Origin of the sequence: Streptomyces albus subsp. albus (genome assembly GCF_000719865.1) — a bacterium.
Lineage (GTDB): Bacteria > Actinomycetota > Actinomycetes > Streptomycetales > Streptomycetaceae > Streptomyces > Streptomyces albus_E.
Genome location: NZ_JOID01000047.1, coordinates 1 through 23,754 on the forward strand (window position 1 = coordinate 1; position 23,754 = coordinate 23,754).

The 23,754-nt window shown below is 73.5% G+C and carries 15 protein-coding genes; 11 read left to right on the forward strand and 4 right to left on the reverse strand.

Annotated features, from left to right (window positions below):
• The first annotated feature begins 674 nt into the window (after positions 1-674).
• From IF83_RS0128300 to IF83_RS0128335, 8 genes are all read left to right on the forward strand, one after another.
• Entirely contained in the window at positions 675-1,913 is a 1,239-nt protein-coding gene (locus tag IF83_RS0128300) for an MFS transporter (protein ID WP_030549030.1), read from the forward strand.
• Between the two features lie 69 nt (positions 1,914-1,982).
• Positions 1,983-2,492, forward strand: a complete 510-nt coding sequence (locus IF83_RS0128305) for a hemerythrin domain-containing protein (RefSeq protein ID WP_030549031.1) — start codon at positions 1,983-1,985, stop codon at positions 2,490-2,492.
• A gap of 193 nt (positions 2,493-2,685) precedes the next feature.
• Entirely contained in the window at positions 2,686-6,429 is a 3,744-nt protein-coding gene (locus IF83_RS0128310; protein ID WP_037681818.1) for a nitrate reductase subunit alpha, read from the forward strand.
• Positions 6,429-8,204 (forward strand): nitrate reductase subunit beta, encoded by a 1,776-nt coding sequence (narH, locus tag IF83_RS0128315; protein ID WP_078843979.1) that lies wholly within the window; start codon positions 6,429-6,431, stop codon positions 8,202-8,204. The genes IF83_RS0128310 and narH overlap by 1 nt, the downstream gene beginning before the upstream one ends.
• Entirely contained in the window at positions 8,201-8,842 is a 642-nt protein-coding gene (gene narJ / locus IF83_RS0128320) for a nitrate reductase molybdenum cofactor assembly chaperone (protein ID WP_030549034.1), read from the forward strand. The genes narH and narJ overlap by 4 nt, the downstream gene beginning before the upstream one ends.
• A gap of 80 nt (positions 8,843-8,922) precedes the next feature.
• Entirely contained in the window at positions 8,923-9,639 is a 717-nt protein-coding gene (gene narI, locus IF83_RS0128325; protein WP_030549036.1) for a respiratory nitrate reductase subunit gamma, read from the forward strand.
• 82 nt (positions 9,640-9,721) lie between these two features.
• A complete protein-coding gene (locus IF83_RS0128330) occupies positions 9,722-11,440 on the forward strand; it encodes a sensor histidine kinase (RefSeq protein WP_030549038.1) in 1,719 nt (572 codons plus the stop codon).
• A gap of 333 nt (positions 11,441-11,773) precedes the next feature.
• A complete protein-coding gene (locus IF83_RS0128335) occupies positions 11,774-12,382 on the forward strand; it encodes a GTP-binding protein (protein ID WP_030549040.1) in 609 nt (202 codons plus the stop codon).
• 206 nt (positions 12,383-12,588) lie between these two features.
• On the opposite strand, the gene IF83_RS0128340 is transcribed toward IF83_RS0128335, so the two are convergent.
• Entirely contained in the window at positions 12,589-13,425 is an 837-nt protein-coding gene (locus IF83_RS0128340; RefSeq protein ID WP_030549042.1) for a M15 family metallopeptidase, read from the reverse strand.
• A gap of 552 nt (positions 13,426-13,977) precedes the next feature.
• Here IF83_RS0128340 and IF83_RS0128345 point away from each other — a divergent pair.
• Positions 13,978-14,520 carry an NUDIX domain-containing protein gene (locus IF83_RS0128345; protein ID WP_037681824.1) on the forward strand — a complete coding sequence of 181 codons (543 nt, stop codon included), beginning with the start codon at positions 13,978-13,980 and terminating at the stop codon, positions 14,518-14,520.
• A 346-nt stretch (positions 14,521-14,866) separates the two neighbouring features.
• Here the strand turns inward: IF83_RS0128345 and IF83_RS0128350 are convergent, their stop codons facing one another.
• On the reverse strand, positions 14,867-17,491 hold the full coding sequence (locus IF83_RS0128350) for a glycoside hydrolase family 31 protein (RefSeq protein ID WP_030549045.1): 2,625 nt from the start codon (positions 17,489-17,491) through the stop codon (positions 14,867-14,869).
• Positions 17,492-17,822: 331 nt separating this feature from the next.
• Between IF83_RS0128350 and IF83_RS0128355 the strand changes: the two genes are divergently transcribed.
• Together IF83_RS0128355 and IF83_RS0128360 are read left to right on the forward strand one after the other, a co-directional pair.
• Positions 17,823-19,862, forward strand: a complete 2,040-nt coding sequence (locus IF83_RS0128355; RefSeq protein WP_030549047.1) for an acetoacetate--CoA ligase — start codon at positions 17,823-17,825, stop codon at positions 19,860-19,862.
• 284 nt (positions 19,863-20,146) lie between these two features.
• The gene (locus IF83_RS0128360) at positions 20,147-21,058 is read left to right on the forward strand and encodes a hypothetical protein (protein ID WP_037681827.1); all 912 of its coding nucleotides are present in this window, start codon (positions 20,147-20,149) and stop codon (positions 21,056-21,058) included.
• Positions 21,059-21,164: 106 nt separating this feature from the next.
• Here IF83_RS0128360 and ptsP read toward each other — a convergent pair whose 3' ends face one another.
• Both ptsP and IF83_RS0128370 read right to left on the reverse strand, forming a co-directional pair.
• Positions 21,165-22,835, reverse strand: a complete 1,671-nt coding sequence (gene ptsP / locus IF83_RS0128365) for a phosphoenolpyruvate--protein phosphotransferase (RefSeq protein ID WP_030549051.1) — start codon at positions 22,833-22,835, stop codon at positions 21,165-21,167.
• A gap of 84 nt (positions 22,836-22,919) precedes the next feature.
• Positions 22,920-23,369, reverse strand: a complete 450-nt coding sequence (locus IF83_RS0128370) for a PTS sugar transporter subunit IIA (protein WP_030549053.1) — start codon at positions 23,367-23,369, stop codon at positions 22,920-22,922.
• Positions 23,370-23,754: the final 385 nt, after the last annotated feature.

Genomic DNA, 23,754 nt, shown 5'->3' on the forward strand with positions numbered 1-23,754 from the left:
CCCCCACCACGCCCCTCCCCGTCCCCCCATCGCCCGTACCGCGTCACGAACGCCCCGCCGCCACGGCCGGGGCGTTTCGTGCCTCCCGCATCGCCTGCCGTCTCCCCACCCGTCCTTGGGGCGTTCCGCACCCAGCGGCCCCACCACACGGGTCTCCTCCCCGCCCGGCTCAGCACCGGGCTGCTGACCGCCCCGCGCCGGGGCGGTCCCCCGGGCCTCGCCGGGCCGAGCCCGGCCACGGCCGGATGCCGACCGCCGAACTCGCGCCGTTCCCGCCGTCATGGCGGCGGCCTCCCCTCACGGCCGGGCCCACGGCCGCGGACCTCAAGACGGCGCGGGCGCCGGCCATGGCCTTGCTCGCCGTTCCGCCCGGCGTGCTCCCGCCGCCGGCGGCGCCGCCCGTGACGTGCGCCGGAGCACCGGCCACATGACCCCACGTCATAAGGGAAACCGGAGACCACAGGGCCCCCGCGACGGCCCCAATGGTCCCTAACCGCTCACCGGGAGAGTGAAGATCCTGGAACACACGGGGATGACACCCGCGGCCGGAGGGCACCCATAGGGAACCCGCCGCGGCCCCGGTGCCTCTCAGCCCCTCTCCATTCGGACTCTTTCGAGCGACAGCCGGGGACACGATGACCACAGACAGCCACACGAGGGATGCGGACACCCCCATGGACCACACGTCACGAGCGGCCACCGCGGCGCCCCCGCCGTCCGGCACCGGAGCCTCGCCCGGGCCGCGCGGACTGATGCTGACCCTGGCCACCCTCGGATTCGCCCTCAACTTCTGGGCCTGGGCGCTGCTCAGCCCGCTGGGGCCGCGCTTCCAGGAGATCCTCGACCTCTCCTCGTTCGAGCAGTCGCTGCTCGTCGCGGTACCCGTGATCGTCGGCTCCGTCGGCCGCATCCCGGTGGGGGCCCTCACCGACCGCTACGGCGGCCGGGTCATGTTCCCCCTGGTCTCCGCCGCGACCATCGTCCCCGTGCTCTATCTCGGGCTGGCCGGGCACACCACCTTCGCCGGGCTGCTGATCGGCGGCTTCTTCCTCGGCATCGGCGGAACGGCCTTCGCCGTCGGCGTCCCCTTCGTCAACTCCTGGTTTCCGCCCGAGCGCCGGGGTCTCGCCGTCGGTGTCTTCGGCGCCGGCATGGGCGGCACCGCGATCAGCGCGCTGACCACGGTCAACCTGGTCAAGGAGTACGGGACCGCCGCGCCCTTCGTCATCACGGCCGTCGCCCTGGCCGTGTACGCGGTCGTGGCCTACCTCGTGCTGCGGGACGTCCCCGGCCGCACGGTGTCCTCCGGCTCACTGCTGAGCCGGCTGGCGGTCACCGCGCGGCTGGCCGCGACCTGGCAGGCGTCCGGTCTGTACGCCCTCGCCTTCGGCGGCTACGTGGCCTTCTCGGTCTATCTTCCGGTCTACCTCAGGACCGCCTACGGTCTGGAGCCCGCCGACGCCGCCAACCGGATGGCCGGTTTCGTGCTGCTGGCCGTGCTGATGCGCCCCCTGGGCGGCTGGTTCTCGGACCGCTTCGGTCCGGTGCGGGTGCTGGCCGTCGCGCTGGGCGTGGTGGCCGCGGGAGCAGTGGTCCAGTCGTTCACCCCGGATCTGATGCCGCTCGGCACCATCGCCTTCCTGGCGATGGCCGCGGCCCTGGGCGTCGGCAGCGGCGCCGTGTTCGCCCTGGTGGCCCTCATCACCCCGCCCGAGCGGGTCGGGTCGGTCACCGGTGTGGTCGGCGCGGCCGGCGGCCTCGGCGGCTTCGTTCCGCCGCTCGTCATGGGCGCCGTCTACGGAGCCACGGGAAGTTATGCCATCGGTCTGGTGTTGCTCGCAGTGGTGTCCGCGGCCGCTCTGGCCTTCACCCTCACCAAGGTCCGCGCGGAGATCTCCGGCCACGGCGCCTGACCGCCCCGGCCCCGGGTCCACCACCCCGCCGCCCCCACGGCACACCGGCACACAGAAGGAGCCGACCCCATGTGCGAGTACTGCGGCTGCCAGTCGCTGACCTCCATCGACGAGCTGACCCGCGAGCACGACCTCGTCGTCGCCATGATCTCCGAGGTGCGGGAGGCCCGCCGCGACGGCGACCTGCCCCGGATGGCCGCCACCGCCCGGCGCATCGCCGGCGTCCTCGGCCCGCACACCGAGGTCGAGGAGCACGGCCTCTTCCCCGCGCTCACCGCGGACTTCCCGGACCAGATCGCCGCGCTGGAGGACGAGCACCGCCGCATCGAGGCCGTCCTCGCCGAGGCCGGCGACCCGGACGGCGGAGACAGCGGTGCCGGTGCGGACGCCACCGGGGCGGTCCCCGCCGACCCGTCCTGGCCGCAGCGCCTGGAGGAGGCCCTGGCCGTGCTGCGGGACCACATCCTCAAGGAACAGGACGGCGTCTTCCCCGCCGCCCTGGCCATGCTGGCGACCGAGGAGTGGGAGGCGGTCGAGGCGGTGCGGCAGCGGGTGGGCACCCGGCTCCCGGCCGCCTGACCGGACACCCCCGGGCACTGGCCCGTTCCCCTCTGTGTTCACCAGCGCTGACCTGGCCGGGGGTTGGTGAACACGCGGCGGGGGATCTTGCGTTGCGGCGCGATGTGTCGTTGGGTGGCGGCGGAGCTCGCAGTTCCGAACCGCCGTACGACACACGGGTTCACGTGCCCGGGAAAAGGACGCCATGGTGAGGATGGGGAGCAAGGGACGGAACCGGGAAGGCGCGGCACCGGGCCTGGACGGTGAACTGGCCGACGCCCTGGTCGGCACCCGCAGATTCTTCACCCGGGCCGAGGTCTCCGGCGACAAGCGCACGCTCCACCGGATCGGCGGCCGGCAGGCGGACGACTTCTACCGCGACCGCTGGAGCCACGACAAGGTGGTCCGCTCGACCCACGGGGTCAACTGCACCGGCTCCTGCTCCTGGAAGGTGTACGTCAAGGACGGCATCATCACCTGGGAGTCGCAGCAGACCGACTACCCCTCGGTGGGCCCCGACTCCCCGGAGTACGAGCCCCGCGGCTGCCCGCGCGGCGCCGCCTTCTCCTGGTACACGTACTCGCCCACCCGGGTGCGCTACCCGTACATCCGCGGTCTCCTGCTGGAGATGTACCGGGAGGCCAAACAGCGCCTCGGCGACCCCGTGCTCGCCTGGGCCGAGATCACCTCCGACCCCGAGCGCGCCCGCCGCTACAAGTCCGCCCGCGGCAAGGGCGGCCTGGTCCGGGCGAGCTGGGGCGAGGCGGCCGAGCTGATCGCCGCCGCCCATGTGCACACCATCAAGGAGTACGGGCCGGACCGGCTCGCCGGCTTCTCGCCGATCCCCGCGATGTCGATGGTCTCCCACGCGGCCGGCGCCCGCTTCTACTCCCTCGTCGGCGGCGTCATGCTGTCCTTCTACGACTGGTACGCCGACCTGCCCGTCGCCTCCCCGCAGGTCTTCGGCGACCAGACCGACGTCCCCGAGTCGGGTGACTGGTGGGATGCCGGCTACCTCGTCATGTGGGGCTCCAACCTCCCGGTCACCCGCACCCCCGACGCGCACTGGATGGCGGAGGCGCGCTACCGCGGCCAGAAGGTCGTCGCCGTCGCCCCCGACTACGCCGACAACGTCAAGTTCGCCGACGAGTGGGTGCCCGCCCGCCCCGGTACCGACGGCGCGCTGGCCATGGCCATGGGCCACGTCGTCCTCAAGGAGTTCTTCACCGACCGCGCCACCCCCTACTTCACCGACTACGTCAAGCGCTACACCGACCTGCCCTACCTGGTCACCCTGGAGGAGACCGGAGAAGGCACAGGCGGAGAGGGTGCCGGGGGTCCGGCCTACAAGCCCGGCAAGTTCCTCACCGCGGCCGATCTGGACGGTGAGGAGGCCGCGGCCGAGAACGCCGACTTCAAGACCGTCCTCCTCGACGCCGCCACCGGCCGCCCGGTGGTGCCCGGCGGCTCCCTGGGCCACCGCTTCGGCGAGTCGGGTGCCGGCCACTGGAACCTCGACCTCGGCGACACCGACCCGCTGCTGAGCGCCGACGGCGGCGGCGAGCCGCCGGTGGAGGTCGACCTGGTCCGCTTCGACACCCCCGACGGCTCCGCGGGGCGGCTGCGCCGCGGCGTCCCCGTCCGCCGCGTCGCGGGCCGCCTGGTCACGACCGTCTACGACCTGCTGCTGGCCCAGTACGGCGTGCGCCGCGAAGGCCTGCCCGGCGAGTGGCCCAGCGGCTACGAGGACACCGAGCAGCCCTACACCCCCGCCTGGCAGGAGAAGATCACCGGAGTGCCGGGGGAGCAGGCGGCCCGCATCGCCCGGGAGTTCGCGGCCAACGCCGAGGAGTCCCGCGGCCGTTCGATGATCGTCATGGGCGCGGGCACCAACCACTGGTTCCACTCCGACACCATCTACCGCGCCTTCCTCACCCTGACCACCCTCACCGGCTGCCAGGGCGTCAACGGCGGCGGCTGGGCGCACTACGTCGGCCAGGAGAAGGTCCGGCCCGTCACCGGCTACTCCGCCCTGGCCACGGCCTCCGACTGGAACCGGCCCGCCCGGCAGATGATCCAGACCGCGTACTGGTACCTCCACTCCGACCAGTTCCGCTACGACCCCTTCGGCGCCGACGCCCTCTCCGCCACCACGGCCGGCGGCAGCTTCACCGGCAAGTCCACGGCCGACGTCATCGCGCAATCCGCCCGGATGGGCTGGATGCCGTCCTACCCCACCTTCAACCGCAACCCGATCACCCTCGCCGAGGAGGCGGCCGCCGCCGGCCGCGAACCCGGCGAGCACATCGTCGGCGAACTGAAGTCCGGCAACCTCCGCTTCGCCGGCGAGGACCCGGACGCGCCCGAGAACTTCCCGCGCGTCCTCACCATCTGGCGGGCCAACCTCCTCGGCTCCTCCGCCAAGGGCAACGAGTACTTCCTCAAGCACCTCCTCGGCGCCGACTCCTCCGTCCGCGCCACCGAGGCCCCGCCCGGCGCCCGCCCCCGCGACGTCACCTGGCGCGAGGAGGCCCCCACCGGCAAGCTCGACCTGCTGCTGACCCTCGACTTCCGGATGACCAGCACCACCCTCTACTCCGACGTGGTGCTGCCCGCCGCCACCTGGTACGAGAAGCACGACCTCAACACCACGGACATGCACCCGTTCGTGAACTCCTTCAACCCCGCGATCCCGCCGCCGTGGCAGACCCGGACGGACTGGGACGCGTTCAACACCATCGCCAAGACCTTCAGCACCCTCGCGGCCGGACACCTCGGCACCGTCAAGGACGTGGTCGCGGCGCCCCTGCTGCACGACACCCCCGACGAGATGGCCAACCCGCACGGCCGGGTGCGCGACTGGAAGGCGGGGGAGTGCGAGCCCGTCCCCGGCCGCACCATGCCCAAGCTCATCACCGTCGAACGCGACTACACGGCCGTCGCCGACAAGATGACCGCCCTCGGCCCCCTCCTGGACACCCTCGGCGCCACCACCAAGGGCGTCACCTTCCACTACGAACGGGAACTGGAGTACCTCCGGCACAAGAACGGCACCGTCCGCGGCGGCCCCGCCGACGGCCGCCCGACCATCGCCCGCGACGTCCAGGCGTGCGAGGCGATCCTCGCCCTCTCCGGCACCACCAACGGCCATCTGGCCACCCAGGGCTTCCGCCAGGTCGAGACCCGCACCGGCACCCGGCTCGCCGACCTGGCCGCCGAGAACGAGGGCAAGCAGGTCAGCTTCGCCGACACCCAGGCCGCGCCCGTGCCCGTCATCACCTCCCCCGAGTGGTCCGGCTCCGAGTCCGGCGGCCGCCGCTACTCGCCGTTCACCATCAACGTCGAACGGCTGAAGCCCTGGCACACCCTCACCGGCCGCCAGCACTTCTTCCTCGACCACGACTGGATGGCCGAACTCGGCGAGTGGATGCCCGTCTACCGGCCCCCGCTCAACATGCACGCCCTGTTCGACGAGCCCCGGCTCGGCGAGCAGAGCGAGGCCGGGCTGACCCTGCGCTACCTCACCCCGCACAACAAGTGGTCGATCCACTCCGAGTACCAGGACAACCTCTTCATGCTCTCCCTCTCCCGGGGCGGGCAGACCATCTGGATGGCCCAGGAGGACGCCGCCAAGCTCGGCATCCACGACAACGACTGGATCGAGGCGGTCAACCGCAACGGCGTCGTCACCGCCCGCGCCGTCGTCTCCCACCGCATGCCGGAGGGCACCGTCTACATGCACCACGCGCAGGACCGGCTCATCGACGTCCCCCGCACCGAGACCACCGGGCGGCGCGGCGGCATCCACAACTCCCTCACCCGGCTCCTGGTCAAACCCACCCATCTCATCGGCGGCTACGCCCAGTTGAGCTATGCGTTCAACTATCTGGGCCCCACCGGCAACCAGCGCGACGAGGTCACCGTCATCCGCCGCCGCGGCCAGGAGGTGCAGTACTGATGCGCGTCATGGCACAGATGGCGATGGTGATGAACCTCGACAAGTGCATCGGCTGCCACACCTGCTCCGTCACCTGCAAGCAGGCGTGGACCAACCGCAGCGGTGTCGAGTACGTCTGGTTCAACAACGTCGAGACCCGCCCCGGCCAGGGCTACCCCCGCCGCTACGAGGACCAGGAGACCTGGCGCGGCGGCTGGGAGCTCAACAAGCGCGGCCGGCTCGGACTCAAGGCCGGCAGCCGGTTCAAGAAGCTCATCACCATCTTCTCCAACCCCAAGCTCCCCGCCCTCGACGACTACTACGAGCCCTGGACATACGACTACGAGACACTCACCAACGCCCCGCTCCAGGAGCACAGCCCGGTCGCCCGGCCCAAGTCGCTGATCACCGGCAAGGACATGAAGATCAGCTGGTCGGCGAACTGGGACGACGACCTCGGCGGCTCCCCCGACCACGGCGACAAGGACGTGCTCCTCGCCGGCATCGAGGAGAAGGTCAAGTTCCAGTTCGAAGAGACCTTCATGTTCTACCTGCCGCGCATCTGCGAGCACTGCCTCAACCCGTCCTGCGCCGCCTCCTGCCCCTCCGGCGCCATCTACAAGCGGGAGGAGGACGGCATCGTCCTGGTCGACCAGGACCGCTGCCGCGGCTGGCGGATGTGCGTCACCGGCTGCCCGTACAAGAAGATCTACTTCAACCACCGCACCGGCAAGGCGGAGAAGTGCACCTTCTGCTTCCCGCGCGTCGAGGTCGGGCTGCCCACCGTGTGCTCCGAGACCTGCGTCGGCCGGCTCCGCTACATCGGCCTGATGCTCTACGACGCCGACAAGGTCCTCGAAGCCGCCTCCACCCCCGACGACACCGGGCTCTACGAGGCCCAGCGCGAGGTCTTCCTCGACCCCAACGACCCGGAGGTCATCGCCGAGGCCGAGAAGGCGGACATCCCGCGCGACTGGATCGAGGCCGCCCAGCGCTCCCCGATCCACGCCCTCATCAACACCTACAAGGTGGCCCTGCCGCTCCACCCCGAGTACCGCACCATGCCCATGGTCTGGTACATCCCGCCGCTCTCCCCGGTCGTCGACGTCGTCCGCGACACCGGCTACGACGCCGAGGACTCCGGCAACCTCTTCGCCGCCATCGACGCCCTCCGCATCCCCGTCGACTACCTCGCCCAGCTCTTCACCGCCGGCGACCCGGCCCCCGTCGACGCGGTCCTGCGCCGGCTGGCCGCCATGCGCTCCTACATGCGCGACATCAACCTCGGCCGGGAACCCGACGGCTCCATCCCCGCCGCCGTCGGCATGGGCGAGGAGCAGATGTACGACATGTACCGGCTGCTGGCCCTCGCCAAGTACGACGAGCGCTACGTCATCCCGCCCGCCCACGCCGAACAGGCGCACAACCTGGAGGAACTCGCCACCGAGTGCAGCCTCGACTACGAGGGCGGCCCCGGGATGGGCGGCGCAGGGCTGCCGGGCGGCTCCGGCCCCTTCGGCGAGGCGTCCGGCGGCGCCAGCCCCATCGCCGTGGAGAACTTCCAGGCGCTGCGCGACCGGCAGACCTCCGACAGCTTCGCCTCCCCCGAGGACAAGACCGCCCGCGTCAACCTCCTCAACTGGGACGGCAAGGGGCACCCCGAGGGACTGTTCCCGCCCGAGAGCGAACAGCGCGGCTCCTCCCCGAACACCTCCGGCGGCCCTGAGACATCCGGCACCGGATCCGGCGGCCCGGACGCGGCCGGCGGCCCCGAGCACAAGGAGGACCGGCCGTGAGCGGCTCCGTCGCCCCCTGGATCCCCGTCGCCTGGCAGGTGCACTCGCTGCTGCTGGCCTACCCGGAGGAGGACTTCCCCGCGCACACCCGGCTCGCCCGGCAGGCCGCCGGGGCCCTGCCGGAAGCGGCCGGCGCACCGCTCCTCCGCTTCCTCGACCACGCCGGCAGCAGGCCGCTCACCGCGCTGGCCGCCGACTACGTGGCCCTCTTCGACCACCGCAAGCGCTGCTGCCCGTTCCTCACCTACTACGCCCACGGCGACACCCGGAAGCGCGGCGTCGCCCTCCTCCGGCTGAAACAGACCTACGCCCGGGCCGGACTGCGGCTCACCGACGACGAACTCCCCGACCACCTCGCCGTCGTCCTGGAGTTCGCCGCCCAGCACCCGGAGGCCGGCCGCAAGCTGCTCCTCGACCACCGCGCCGGGCTGGAACTGCTGCGCCTCGCCCTGCGCGACGCGGAGGCGCCCTGGGCGTACGTCCTGGACTCCGTCTCGGCCACCCTGCCCCCGCTGCGCGGGGACGAGCGGGAGGCCGTCGCCCGGCTCGCCGCCGAGGGCCCGCCCGAGGAAGAGGTCGGCCTGGCCCCCTTCACACCCCCGCAGTTCATGCCCGATCCCGTCGGAGGCCGCCGATGACTCCCCCCGCCGCGACACCGGTGTCCCTGCCCGCCCTGGCCGCCGGAACGGCCGAGACCGCCGGGGGCCAGGCCGGCGCCCTGGACATCGTCCTGTGGGTGGTGCTGCCGTACATCGCCCTCACGATGTTCATCGCCGGTCACGTCTGGCGCTACCGCTACGACAAGTTCGGCTGGACCACCCGCTCCTCCCAGCTCCACGAGAGCCGGCTGCTGCGGATCGGCAGCCCCCTCTTCCACTTCGGCATCCTGGTGGTGCTCCTCGGCCACATCGGCGGGCTGGTGATCCCCAAGAGCTGGACCGAGGCCGCCGGGATCAGCGAGCACACCTACCACGTCACGGCCGTCGTCCTGGGCACCATCGCGGGCATCAGCACCCTCGCCGGCATCGCCATCCTCGTCTACCGGCGGCGCACCGTCGGCCCGGTCTTCATGGCCACCACGCGCAACGACAAGTTCATGTACCTGCTGCTGGTGCTCGCCATCGTCCTGGGGCTCGTCGCCACCGTGGCCGCGAACGTCGTCGGCGGCGGCTACGACTACCGCACCACCATCTCGCCCTGGTTCCGCGGCGTCTTCTTCTTCCAGCCCGACGCCGCCCTGATGGCCGGAGCGCCCGTGCTCTTCCAGCTGCACGCCCTCAGCGCGCTGGCCCTCTTCGCCGCCTGGCCCTTCACCCGGCTCGTGCACATGCTCACCGCGCCGCTCGGTTACCTCACCCGCCCGTACATCGTCTACCGCAGCCGGGACGTCCAGCTGGGGTCCCGCGGCCCCCGGCGGGGGTGGGAGCGTGTCTGACACCCCCGTGGTCCGGATACCGTGGGGCATATGACCCCGCCGGGCGTTCGGCCCGCCGGGACCATGTGGAGGTGAGCACAGGGTGGGAAGCGCCGAGGAGAGCAACGTCGTGCGGCTGCCGCAGCTGCGGCTGGACGAGCTGCTGGAGGAGCTGCAGGCCCGGATCGACGCCGCGCGGGGCACCCGGGACCGCGTGCACCACCTGCTGGAGGCCGTCCTGTCGGTCGGGCGGGAGCTGGACCTGGAGGGGGTCCTCCAGCGCATCGTCGAGGCGGCCGCGGCCCTGGTCGACGCCCAGTACGCCGCGCTGGGCGTGATCAGCGAGGACGGCAAGGGGCTGGTGAAATTCCTCACGGTCGGCCTCAGCGATGAGGAGATCGCCGCCATCGGCCCGTACCCCGCCGGCCACGGCATCCTGGGCGAGCTCATCCGCAACCCCGAGCCGCTGCGGCTGAGCAAGCTCTCCGACCACACGGCCTCCTACGGCTTCCCGGCCAACCACCCGCCGATGAACAGCTTCGCCGGCACCCCCATCCGGGTCCGCGGCAAGGTCTTCGGCAATCTCTACCTCACCGAGAAGCGCGGCGGCGGACAGTTCGACGACGAGGACGAGGCCGTCCTCTCCACCCTCGCCGTGGCGGCCGGTGTGGCCATCGACAACGCCCGGCTGTACGAGGAGTCCCGGCAGCGCGAGCGCTGGCTGCGGGCCAGCGGCGAGGTCACCTACGAACTGCTCTCCGGCCGGCCGCGCGGCGAGGTGCTCGGCAGGATCGCCGAGCGCGCCCGGGAGATAACGTCCTCCGTCCTGGCCGTCATCGCCCTGCCCGTCGGCGACGGGGCCAACCTGTCCGTGGAGCTGGCGATCGGCCGCGAGTCGGACATCCACCGCGGTCTGGTGCTGCCCATCGAGTCCAGCCTGTGCGGGCTCGCCTTCCGCGAGGCCGTCCCCGTCACCAGCAACGACGCCGCCGGCGACCCCAGGATCTCCGCCGGGCCGGAACGGTTCGTCGGCCTCGGCCCCGCGGTGGCCGTGCCCATCGGCACCGCCACCGGCGTCCGCGGCGTGCTGCTCCTCGTCCGGGAGAAGGACCGGCTCCCCTTCAGCGACCAGGAGACGGAACCGCTGCTGGGCTTCGCCGGACAGGCGGCCGTGGCGATGGAGCTCGCGGAGCGGCAGCAGGACGCCGAGCAGATCGCGCTGCTGGAGGACCGCGACCGGATCGCGCGGGACCTGCACGACCTGGCCATCCAGCGGCTCTTCGCCACCGGCATGACGCTGCAGAGCGCCGCCCGCCTCATCGAGCACGACAGCGCCTCGGAACGCGTGGTCCGGGCGGTCGGCGACCTCGACGAGACCATCAAGATCATCCGCTCGACGATCTTCGGCCTGCGCGCCCGCCAGCCGGGGGAGGGCCACAACCTCCGTGCCCGGATCGCCCAGGCGGTCGGCGAGATCGCCGGACCGATGGGCTTCCCGCCCAGCCTGCGCATGGAGGGCCTGCTCGACACCCAGGTGCCCCGCCAGGTGGCCGACCACGCGGTCGCCGTCCTCGCGGAGGCCCTGTCCAACGCCGCCCGGCACGCCCAGGCCACCCGCACCGACGTGGCCGTCAAGGTGACCGCCACGGACCTCGTCCTCACGGTCTCCGACAACGGCGTGGGCATCCCGGAGGGCGGACGCCGCAGCGGGCTGCGCAACCTCACCGAGCGGGCCGAACAGCTGGGCGGCTCCTTCGAGTTGACCGGCACGCCGGGCGGCGGCACGACCGTCACCTGGCGCGTGCCGCTGGAGACCGGCTGACGGCACGGGCGGAGGCGGACCGGCGGCGGGCCCGGACGGCCGCCCGCGGCCGGGTCCGGCGCATCCCGCGATGTCCGGTACGCCCCCGGTCCGCGCCCCGGTCCGCTCCCCGCCCGGCCCGTTCCGCCGGAGGCGGTGACACGCCCGGCACTTGCCGGGACTAGAGTCCATCGGGAACGATCGCATGTCCCCGGGGAGTTGCCCGGTTCCGCTGCCCGCGGCGCCGGTCCGTCACCGCGGCCGGAGACCCCGGCCCGCCGGCGCCGGACGGCCCGTCCGAGCCCTGCGGAACCGCTCCGGCCCGCGGCCCCTATGACACGGAGGAACAGATCGATGGTCTTCGGGCGTTCTGAACGCCGCAGCGCGGCCGCCGTCGAGCCGGTCACGCTGAAAATCCTGGTGGCGGGCGGATTCGGCGTCGGCAAGACGACCCTGGTGAGCACCGTCAGCGAGATCAAGCCTCTGCGCACCGAGGAGATGCTCACCGAGGTCGGGCGGCCGGTGGACTCCCTCGACGGCATCGAGGGCAAACGCACCACCACCGTCGCCATGGACTTCGGCCGGATCTCGCTCCGCGACGATCTGGTCCTGTACCTCTTCGGCACCCCGGGGCAGGACCGGTTCTGGTTCCTCTGGGACGAACTGGCGCAGGGCGCGCTGGGCGCCGTCGTCCTCGCCGACACCCGGCGGCTGAGCGACAGCTTCGCGGCCGTCGACTACTTCGAGCGCCGCGGCATCCCGTTCACCGTCGCCGTCAACTGCTTCGACGGCGCCGACCGCTACCCGCCGGAAGTGGTCAGCGAGGCCCTCGACCTCACCCCCGGCACCCCGGTGGTCCTCTGCGACGTGCGGGAGCGCGCCTCCGCCAAGGAAGTGCTGATCTCCGTCGTCGAGCACGCCATGTCCTTCGCCCCGGACCAGCCCGAGCCGGTCACGACCTGACGGGCCGCGGGACCGCGCGCCCGTTCCGCGATCCGTACGGCACCACCCGTCCCGCGCCCGCCGCACCGTCCCGGACGGGCGCCGGCCGCCGACGGTCCGCGAGAGAAGGGACCGGCCCCGGGCACCCGGAGACGGATGACCCGGCGCTGCCGGCCCGCCCCGCGGGCTACCGGCGCGGCCGGCCCGCACCGGCTCGGGGCCCCCGGCTAATCCTCCGCGCGGCTCCGGCCGGACAGCGAGCGCCGGTCGACGGGGAAGTCGAAGTAGCTGTCCGGGAAGGGCTCGGGCTGATACGTGTAATGCCACCATTCCTGGGCGTAGTTGACAAAGCCCACTCGCTCCAGCCCTTCCTTGAGGAGCAGCCGGTTCCTGCGCTGCTCACCCGTGACGCGTTCGTCGAGGGTGTGGGAGAGCGTGTCGAAGCAGTCGTAACCGGTGCCCATGTCCACGGAGTTGTCCGGGAACCGCTCCTCGCGCGGCGCGGTGCACGGCACCAGCGGCTCGCCGGGCCGGTAGGGGCCGCTCTTCCCGGCCGGCAGCCGCACCAGAGTGAGATCGACGGTACTGCCGCGGCTGTGCCCGGAACGATCGGCGATGTAACCGTCCTCGAACAGGCGGGACTTGTCGACGCGCGGGTAGAACATCCGCTTCATCCGCTCGTCGCCGGGGTCCGCGGCCCAGCGCACGAAGTGGTCCACCGCCCGCTGCGGGCGGTAGCAGTCGTAGACCTTCAGGGAGTAGCCGCGCGCCCGGAAGTCGCGCTGCGCCTTCTTCAGCGCCCGGGCCGCCGGCTCGGTGAGCAGGCACAGCGGTTTGCGGTAGCCGTCGATCCGGTCGCCGACGAAGTTGTGCCGGGTGGCGTACCGGATGTCGTGCAGAACCGACCGGTCCACGGCCCGCAGATCGACGAACTCCCGGGGCGCGCGCGGCTCCCGGCCCTCGCCCGGGCCGGCGGCGGGGGCGGCAGGGGCGGCCGAAGCGGCCGGCGCGCCGGCGGCCAGGGCGAGCAGGGCGGCGGCCGCGGCCGCCAACCGGGCACGCATGCCGGTACGGGACACGGGGCTTCTGGCACAACGGAGTTGAGACATGTGGAGTCCTTTACCGCACCGGCGCCTTCCCGGAAACCGCACCGGCGCACCTTCCTCCGGAGAACCGCGCCGACGCACGGCCGATGAGGGGGTCCTCACGCCCACCGCCGCGTCCCGTCGGTCACAAACCCGTGGTCACCGGACGTGTCCCGGGGTCCGGCACCGCTCTCTCGCGATCACGGCGGCGGGCCGGCCAACGACCCACGCGCCGGCCACCGGTCCATCCGGGGCCGCACCCGTGCGTGCCCGCCGAGGGCGGCCGGTGCCCGCCGTGGTCGGCCGACGGGCCTGCCCACCTTGCGGGGTACCCGCCCCCCGCCCCCCAAACGCCCGGACCGGCAGTGCCCGGACCCACGACGGCCGCCCGCTCACCGGCACGGTCCTCGGGGGTGAACCGGCGTCCACACGCGGGCTCCCCGACAGCCGGCATCGGGGCCTTCGCGGCCCGGGCTGCCGAGTCCCGCCGATATCGCCCCGGGGAAGACCCGCGTCCGCTACAGTCCGGCCGTGATCACCGAGCCGCGACCGCATTCCCACTGCTCCTTCTGCGGTGCCGCCTTCCCGCCCGGCACCGGATGGCCCCGTACCTGCCCGGGCTGCGGCAGCGTCTCCTACCGCAATCCGCTGCCGGTGGCGGTGGCCCTGCTTCCCGTCCGTACGGCGGCCGACGGCCGGCCCGGCGGCACGGGGCTGGTCGTGGTCCGGCGCGCCATCGAGCCCGGGCGCGGGCTGCTCGCCCTGCCCGGGGGTTTCATCGACCACGGCGAGGACTGGCGCGCCGCCGTCGTCCGCGAACTGCGCGAGGAGACCGGTATCGAGGCCGCCGCACGGGAGGTGCGCCTCGCGGACGTCCTCAGCTCTCCCGGCGGGCACCTGCTGGTCTTCGGACTGCTACCCGAACGCGACGCCGCGGACCTGCCGCCGTACGCCACCACCGACGAGACCGACGGCCGGGAGATCCTCGGCGCCCCCGCCGAACTGGCGTTCCCCCTGCACACGGAAGCCGCCCGCGGCTGGTTCGTGGGCCGCTACCGCTACGCGCCCGTCTGACGCGCCCGTCCAACGCCCCCGTCCGACGCGGCGGGACGCTCCGGCAGCCGTGGGCCGGCCGTGGGGCGGGCGGCCGGAGAGCCGGGAGGCTCGGTCCGCGGCCCGGACGCCGGACCGAGCCTCCCGGCTGCTCCCGGCCCTCCGGTCCGCCGCTCTCCTCGCCGCCGGCGGGTGGGCACTCCCCGGGGGCGCTGCGACCGCCTCCGGGTCCACACCGGCCGTCGAGGCCGCTCCGACGAGGCGGCGAGCGCCGGTGAGCGGTCTCTTCCCGCCGATCGCGGAACGGGAGTGCCCCGGCCACCGGCCACGGGCCCCGACCGGTCCAACGGGCCGGCGCCCCGTCCCCTCAGATCCCGCGGATCCGCAGCGGCAGCCCGATCTCTCCGCCACCCTCCCGCTCGACCACCACCCGCCCGCCGTCGAGCCGCGTGGTGAACCGCTCGAACCGGGAACGCTCCGAACCGTCGCCCGTGCCGGTGGCGAGCACCCCGCGCCCGGTCCGTCCCGGCGCCGGAGCCCACACCTCCAGCTCCACCCCGCCCCCCGGTGCCGCCACCGGCAGCACCGCGCCGGCCCGCGCCAGCACCGGGATCCGGGACAGCGGCGCCTCCAGCACGGCCGTCCCCGGCCCCTCGTACACGTCTTCGGTCACCGTGTCGTACCAGCGTCCGCGCGGCAGCCGCACCGCGCGCCGTACCGCCCCCCGTTCCAGCACGGGTGCCACCAGCAGCGCGTCGCCCAGCAGGAAGGCGTCACCGCAGTCCCGCAACCGCCGGTCGCCGGGCGTGCTCCACCACAGCGGCCGCGCATACGGGGCCCCGGTGCGACGGGCGATCCGAGCCAGTGTCAGGAAGTACGGCAGCAGCCGCTCGCGCCCGGCCAGCGCCGCCCGGGCGTGCGCCGGCAACCGGGGGGCGGCCTCCCACGGCCCCCGCGGCTCGCTCGCCCTTCCGCCCCCGGGGGCGGCCGCCGACCGGGTACGGAACAGCGGCAGATACGCCGCCAGCTGGAACCAGCGCAGATACAACTCCGGCGCCATCGGCGCGCCGCCGCCGACATCCGGGCCGCAGTACGGCACCCCGCACAGCCCCAGCCCGAGCACCAGCGACAGCGATGCCCGCAACCCCTGCCAGTCCGCCACGGCTGGACCGGCCACCACACCCCCGTAACGCTGCGTACCCGCCCAGCCCGCGCTGGAGACGAGGAACGGCCGCTCCTGCGGCCGCAGTTCGAACAGGTACTCGTGAGCGGCCCGGGCCATCAGCAGACCGTAGACGTTGTGCGCCTCCCGGTGGTCACCCTCCCTCCCGTCCAGCGCGTGCCGCGCCGACAGCGGCAGCGTGGCGTCACCGAACGAGGCCAGGGACAGTGGTTCGTTCCCGTCCAGCCAGAGGCCGGCGGTACCGCGCGGCAGCCGCTCGTCCAGCAGGCCGCCCCACCATTTGCGCACCCGGGGGTCGGTGAAGTCGGGGAACACGGCGTCCCCCGCCGTCGTCAGCCCCCGCACCCGGCGCCCCCTGGCGTCCCGTACGAAGACATCGGCGGCCACCCCGCCGTCGTACGCCGGATCGCCGCGCTCCGCGCGTATCCCGGGACGGACCACTGCCATCAGCCGGACCGTGTCCGCACCGGACCTTCCCAGCGCGGACCCCGTCTCCGCCCCGGACCCGGCCTCTGCCTTGGACCCCGTCCCGGCGCCGGGGCCCGTCCCGGCTTCGCGCTCAGTCCCGGTCCTGTAACCCGTCCCGGCTTTGGACTCTGTCCCGGACCCGATCCCGGTGCCGGTGCCGGTGCCGGTGCCGGCACCCGTCCCGGCTCCGGGCCACTCCCCGCTTCCGCGAACGGCCCCGCCGGCCGCCCCGCGACCATCCCCGCGCCCGGCCCTCCGCCGCGCCGGGAGGCCGGGGGAGTCCGCGTGCAGGGCCGACAGCGGCAGCCCGAGTTCCCGGTACGCCGCCGCCACCGCGCGCGGATCCTCCGCGTCTCCGCCGCCGGCGCCGTCGTACGCGTGCTGGTGCCCGAACGCCCAGCCCGGCGGAAGCGCGGGCGCCCCCGTGAGCGCGGTCCAGCCGCGCAGCACCCGCGCCGGGCCGCCGACCACCGTCCAGGAACGCACCGGGCCACCGTCGAACCGCAGTTCGCAACTGCCCGGCCGGTCGTGCCCCGACCCCGCGCCCTCCGCGCCCTCCCGCAGCCGGACCCATCCGTTCCAGGGGTTGTCGTGGAAGACCAGATGCGTTCCCGCGTCCGCGACGACCAGTTGGACGGGCATCGTCACCGGGAGCGGATCGCTCCCCGGCCCGAACGCCCCGCCGGGGGCCGTGTTCCAGAGCCGGTACGCCCCGTCGGTCAGCCGCGGCCCCGTGGCCCGGGCGCCGAGCCCGAAGAACCGCGCGTCCGCCGCCACCCGGGAGCACTGCGTCCAGCGGGAGCCGCCCGCACCCGAAGGCACGCCCGCCGCGTTTCCGGCATCCGCCGCATCCGCCGCATCCGCCGCATCCGCCGCATCCGCCGCATCCGCCGGGTCCCACCAGCGCGGCGGCAGATCCCGCCGCAGCACCACCCCGCCCGGCGTGCGGAACTCCACCGCGCCGTGGCGGGAGACCGCCACCGTCATCCGCTCGGAGACGACACGCCAGCCGCCCTCCGTGTCGGGCTCCAGCTCCGCCCGCGCGTCGGCCGCCGGACAACCGTGCGCCAGACCGTACGACGGCTCCGGCCCGGCACCGTCCCAGCCGCAGAACACCGCACCGCCCACCGTCACCCGTACCAGCAGCGAGGACCGCGCGAACCGCACCACCCCGCCGCCGGGCCGCGGCTCCGCCTCCACGGCGGCTCCCGGGACCCGGGCCCGCTCCGTCCCCCGGCGCGGCAGCCCCGCCGCGTCCGCACGGCTCCGGCGCCACGCCGAACGCACCCCCCGGGCCGCCCCCAGCACCCCCACCGACCGCACCAGGCCACGCGCATCCATGCTGCTCAGACTGCCACTCGGCCGGCCACCGGGGAGAGCCCGGCAGTCCTTTGTTCAACTGTCGTTCACCGCACCTTGGCCGGACCCCCGGACAACGGCCGCCACGCCCGCGCACGACCCTCCGGCACGCACTGGAGCCACGGCCCGGCGTGTGGCGGGCCCACACTCCGCGGCGACCCGCTGTGGCGTACCCGCCCTGGTGCGCGGGACGATCCCATGGCATCGTCCTGCACAGCCGCCGCGCACACGCACGCCCCCGGCCACCACCCCGGGGGCCGGTCCGTGCGCGACGACGACGCACACGACGCGTGAACACAGCACGGGAGCCGCCATGACCGCCGCGCACAGCGCAGCACCGACGACCGCAGACCGCCCGGAGCAGCCGGAGCCCCTGTGGAGCCCCGGTCCCGAGCGGATCGAGGGCGCGCGGCTGACCCGCTTCCAGGCCTGGGCCGCCGAGCGCTTCGGCGCCCCCGCCGCCGACCCCGGCGACCCGGCCGCGAGCTACGCCGCCCTGCACCGCTGGTCCGTGGACGAGCTGGCCACCTTCTGGCAGGCGCTCACCGAGTGGTTCGACGTCCGCTTCGCCACCCCGTACGAAACCGTCCTCGCCGACCGCGCCATGCCCGGCGCCACCTGGTTCCCCGGCGCCACCCTCAACTACGCCGAGCACGCCCTCCGTGCCGCCGAGGACCCCGCCCGCGCCGGCGAGGCGGCCCTCCTGCACGTCGACGAGACCCACGAACCGCGCCCCGTCACCTGGGCCGAACTGCGCCGCCAAGTCGGCTCGCTCGCCGCCGAACTCCGCCGCCTGGGCGTCCGCCCCGGGGACCGGGTCAGCGGCTACCTCCCCAACATCCCCCAGGCCGCCACAGCCCTCCTGGCCACCGCCGCCGTCGGCGGCGTCTGGACCTCCTGCGCCCCCGACTTCGGCGCGCGCAGCGTCCTCGACCGCTTCCAGCAGGTCGAGCCCGTCGTCCTCTTCACCGTCGACGGCTACCGCTACGGCGGCAAGGAGCACGACCGCGCGGAGACCGTCGCCGAACTCCGCCGCGAACTCCCCGGCCTGCGCGCCACCGTGCACATCCCCCTGCTCGGCACCCCCGCCCCGGAGGGCGCCCTGGAGTGGGACGCCCTCACCGCCGCCGACACCGAACCGGTCTTCGAGCACGTCCCCTTCGACCACCCGCTGTGGGTGCTCTACTCCTCCGGCACCACCGGACTGCCCAAGGCCATCGTCCAGTCCCAGGGCGGCATCCTCGTCGAACACCTCAAGCAGCTCGGCCTCCACTGCGACCTCGGCCCGGAGGACCGCTTCTTCTGGTACACCTCCACGGGCTGGATGATGTGGAACTTCCTCGTCTCGGGCCTGCTCACCGGCACCACCGTCGTCCTCTACGACGGCAGCCCCGGCTACCCCGGCACCGACGCCCAGTGGCGCGTCGCCGAACGCACCGGCGCCACCGTCTACGGCACCTCCGCCGCGTACGTCATGGCCTGCCGGAAGGCCGGAGCGCACCCCGGCCGGGACTTCGACCTCTCCCGCGTCAAGTGCGTCGCCACCACCGGCTCCCCCCTCCCGCCGGACGGCTTCCGCTGGATCCACGACGAGGTGTCCGAGGACCTGTGGATCGCCTCCGTCAGCGGCGGCACCGACGTCTGCAGCTGCTTCGCCGGAGCCGTCCCGACCCTCCCCGTCCACATCGGCGAACTCCAGGCACCGAGCCTCGGCACCGACCTCCAGGCCTGGGATCCGCAGGGGCGGCCCGTCACCGACGAGGTCGGCGAACTCGTCGTCACCAACCCCATGCCGTCCATGCCCGTCCGCTTCTGGAACGACCCCGACGGCTCCCGCTACCGCGAGAGCTACTTCGAGATGTTCCCCGGCAACTGGCGCCACGGAGACTGGATCACCGTCACCTCGCGCGGCTCCGTCGTCATCCACGGCCGCTCCGACTCCACCCTCAACCGCCAGGGCGTCCGCATGGGCTCCGCCGACATCTACGAGGCCGTCGAACGGCTCCCCGAGATCCGGGAGTCCCTCGTCATCGGCGTGGAACAGCCCGACGGCGGCTACTGGATGCCGCTCTTCGTCCACCTCGCGGAGGGAGCCGTCCTCGACGACGCGCTCCGCGACCGGATCAAGCGCGTCATCCGCGAGCAGCTCTCGCCCCGTCACGTCCCCGACGAGATCATCGAGGCACCCGGCGTTCCGCACACCCTCACCGGCAAGCGCATCGAAGTGCCCGTCAAGCGGCTCCTCCAGGGCGTCGCCCTCGACAAGGCGGTCAACCCCGGCTCCGTCGACAACATCGAACTGCTCCGCTTCTACGGGCGCCTCGCCGAACAACGCGCCACCCGCCGCCCCTGAGGGCGGGCACTCCGTCGCGCGGACCGGCACGCGGCATCGGCGGCGGGCGCCCCGCCCGCCGCCGGGCTCCCCCGAACCGCCGCGCGGAGGCGTGCCCGGCGGAGTGCGATGCCGGGGACCGCGGACCCGGGGAAGGCGCACACGGCCCCGGGCCGCGAGCCGCCGGTCACCGCCCCTCCCCGCCCGCCCCCGGAGCCGGGACCCGATGTCAGACCCCTCGGTTACGTTCAGTGAGAAATCCGGTTCCATGGGGAACCGAACGTAACCGAGGGGGAGTCCCGGCCATGTCCCGATCCGACCGCAAGACCACAGCCGTCCGGCACCCGCTGCTCCGCGAAGCCGCCGCCACCCTCGCCCTGCTGGCCGACGAGGACGATTTCGCCGCCATGCGGGACTACCCGCCCTTCACCGCGCTCGACGGCTACCGCGCCTACCTCCGCCAGACCGAGGACGCCCTCCGCGCCCTCCTCGCCCGGGACGGCCACACCACCGTCGCCCTCCTCGACCCGGACCGCTACCACGCCTACTGCGCCGAATACGGGCTCGACCCGGCGAAGCCGGCCAGCCGCGCCCGCTACACGGCCGAGGTCGCCGCAGCCGGCGCCACCGTCCCCTACGACGGACAGCCGGTCGGCCTGCTGGTACCCCAACTCGTCGACGCCGCCGAGCGCCGCGCCGGCCTGGAGATCGCCACCATGCTCCTCGCCACCGCGGGCGCCTGCCCCGGCTGCGGCGAGGACATCGGCCGCACCGCCTGCACCCGCGCCTCCCACGCCCTGTTGCGGCTGATGGACGCGGCGGGCCCGGGCATCCACCACCTGGTCTGCAGCGTGCCGGCCGGCTCCGCGCCGCTCACCGCGGCCCTCCATGCCGAGAGCGGGGAGCGCGGTGGGCTGCGGAGCCCCGAGGCGGAGACCATGCTGTTCTGCTCGGTGCTCGCCGCGGGCATCGCCACCGGTGCCCCGGGCGGAGTCGTCCTGCGCACCAGCGCCCCCGAGGGGCGCGACCGGGTCCGCGGCTGGGCCCTGCGGAACGCCTGGCTGCGGCCCCTGACGGCCGCCGAGGTCTTCTCCGCCTACTGCACCGACGCCGAGACGGGCGAACCGTTGGCTCCCGAACCGGGCGTCGACCACCTCCCGGGATTCGACCTCCCGGAACCGGACGGCTGCTGCGGACCACCGGCGGAAGGCGGCTGACCGGAAACGGCCGGTGGCCGCTCCGCCACAGCGGAGCGGCCACCGGCCCCATGTCACAGGGGAACCGCGTCCGACGCGTACGCGCCCAACGCGCACGCGCCCGGAATCACTCCCCGGACAGCACCGCCTGCGCGGCCCGCCGGGCTTCCTCGGCCGTGTCGGCCGCCCGGGCGGCGGCCGCCGCCCGCTCGCACTGGGCCAGGGTGTGCTGGGCCAGCGTCGCGCGCACATACGGCAGCGAGGCGGCGCCCATGGACAGACTCGTCACCCCCAGGCCCGCCAGCACGCAGGCGAGCAGCGGATCGGAGGCCGCCTCCCCGCACACCCCGCAGCTCTTGCCCTCCGCCTTGGCGGCTTCCGCCGACACCGCCACCAGGTCGAGCAGCGCCGGCTGCCAGGGGTCCTGCAGCCTGGACACGGCACCGACCTGCCGGTCAGCGGCGAAGGTGTACTGCGCCAGGTCATTGGTGCCCAGCGAGAGGAACTCCACCTCCTGCAGGATCGACCGGGCCCGCAGCGCGGCGGACGGAATCTCCACCATGGCCCCGAACTTCGCCCGCAGCCCGGCCTCCCGGCAGGCGTCGGCGAACGCCCTGGCATCCGTGCGGTCGGCCACCATCGGGGCCATGACCTCCAGATAGACCGGCAGTCCCTCGGCGGCCCGGGCCAGCGCGGTGAGCTGGGTCCGCAGCACCTCCGGGTGGTCGAGCAGGGTCCGCAGGCCCCGCACACCGAGTGCGGGATTCGGCTCGTCGGCCGGCGTCAGGAAGGCGAGCGGCTTGTCGGCCCCCGCGTCCAGCACCCGTACGACGACCCGCCCCTCCGGAAAGGCCTCCAGTACCGTCCGGTAGGCATCGACCTGCTTCTCCTCCGACGGCGCGTTCTCACCGTCGTCCAGGAAGAGGAACTCCGTGCGGAACAGCCCCACGCCCTCGGCGCCCGCCTCGACCGCCGCCGGCACATCGGCCGGCCCGCCGATATTGGCCAGCAGCGGCACCTTGTGTCCGTCCGAGGTCGCCCCCGGCCCGGTCACCGCGGACAGCGCGGCCCGCCGCTCGGCCGCCGCCGCCTCGATCTCCGCCCGCTTCTCCGCGCTCGGCGCCACGAACACCTCGCCGGTGCTCCCGTCGACCGCGATGACCGTTCCCTCACCCAGGTCACATGCCCCCGGCAGGGCCACGACGGCCGGTACCCCGAGAGCCCGCGCCAGAATCGCGCTGTGGCTGGTCGGCCCGCCCTCCTCGGTGACGAAGCCGAGCACCAGCGTCGGATCGAGCAGTGCCGTGTCGGCCGGCGCCAGGTCCCGCGCGATCAGCACGTACGGCTCATCGCTGTCCGGCACCCCCGGCATCGGCACCCCGAGCAGCCGCGCCACGATCCGGTTCCGCACATCGTCCAGATCCGCCACCCGTCCGGCCAGATACTCCCCGGCCCCGGCGAGCAGCGAGCGGTACGCCGCGAGGGCGTCGTAGACGGCACGCTCAGCGGTGCTGCCCACCGCGATCCGGCGGTCGACATCCGCCATCAGCTCGGGATCCTGGGCCATCATCGCCTGGGCCTCGAGCACTGCCTGAGCCTCACCCCCGGCCAGTTGCCCACGCGCCGTCAGATCCGCGGACACGGCTTCCACGGCCCGCCGGGCCCGGGCCTGCTCACGCGGCGCCTCGTGCTCGGGAATCTGCTTGGCGGGCGGCTCCAGCACCGCCGTCCCCATGTGCCGTACCTCGCCGACCGCCACTCCGTGGCTCACGCCGACGCCTCGCAGTGTTGTCTCCATGCACTCGTCTCCGATCGATGCGCGGCCGGGCCCTGCCGCCCGCCGCGGGGAAGTCGTATCCGCCGTTCCGCGGCGGCGCCGTGCTCAGGTCCAGGAGAAGAGGAGGGCGCCCGCGGTGACGTCACCGGACTCGGAGATGTCGGAGAGCGACTCCGCGGTGGCCTCCAGCGCCACGACCGGACAGACCGGAGACTTGCCGGCCGCCTCGACCCGGGCGGGATCCCACCGCACGATCGAGTCGCCCCGGCGCACGGTGTCGCCCTTGTTCACCAGCAGTTCAAAACCCTCGCCGTTGAACTGCACGGTGTCGATGCCCAGATGCGTCAGCACGCCGTGCCCTTCCTCGTCGACGACAACGAAGGCGTGGGGGTGCAGGGAGACGACGATGCCGTCCACGGGCGCGACGGCCACCGAGGGCTCGCGCAGCGGGTCAACGGCGGTGCCCGGGCCCACCATCGCACCGGAGAACACCGGATCGGGCACCGCCGCGAGTCCGATGGAACGGCCGGCGACCGGGGACGTCACGGTGGTCATGGGAAGCCTCTCGAGCGGAGATCGATCAAGCGGCGACCGGCTGCTCCAGCCGGGCGCGGCGTGCTGCCAGAAGCCTAAGTCAAGCGACCCCAATCGGGCCGGTGCCGAATCGATTTGCTTCGCCGTGGCGGTGCGCTGTACTGTCGAACCCCTGCCCACGAAGGAGCACCGGCGACTGGCCGTGCGGAGTGGGCGGCACCCTCCAACTTCTTGAAGCGGTAATCGACTTCGGTCCTCTGCGTGTGCCCCCGGGCACTGGTCGGAGAGAGTCAAAACCACTGATAGTGTTGGAAACACCGAAGGGAAGCGCCCGGAGGGCCCGGAGACGGGGCCGAAGGAAGCGTCCGTTCCTTGAGAACTCAACAGCGTGCCAAAAGTCAACGCC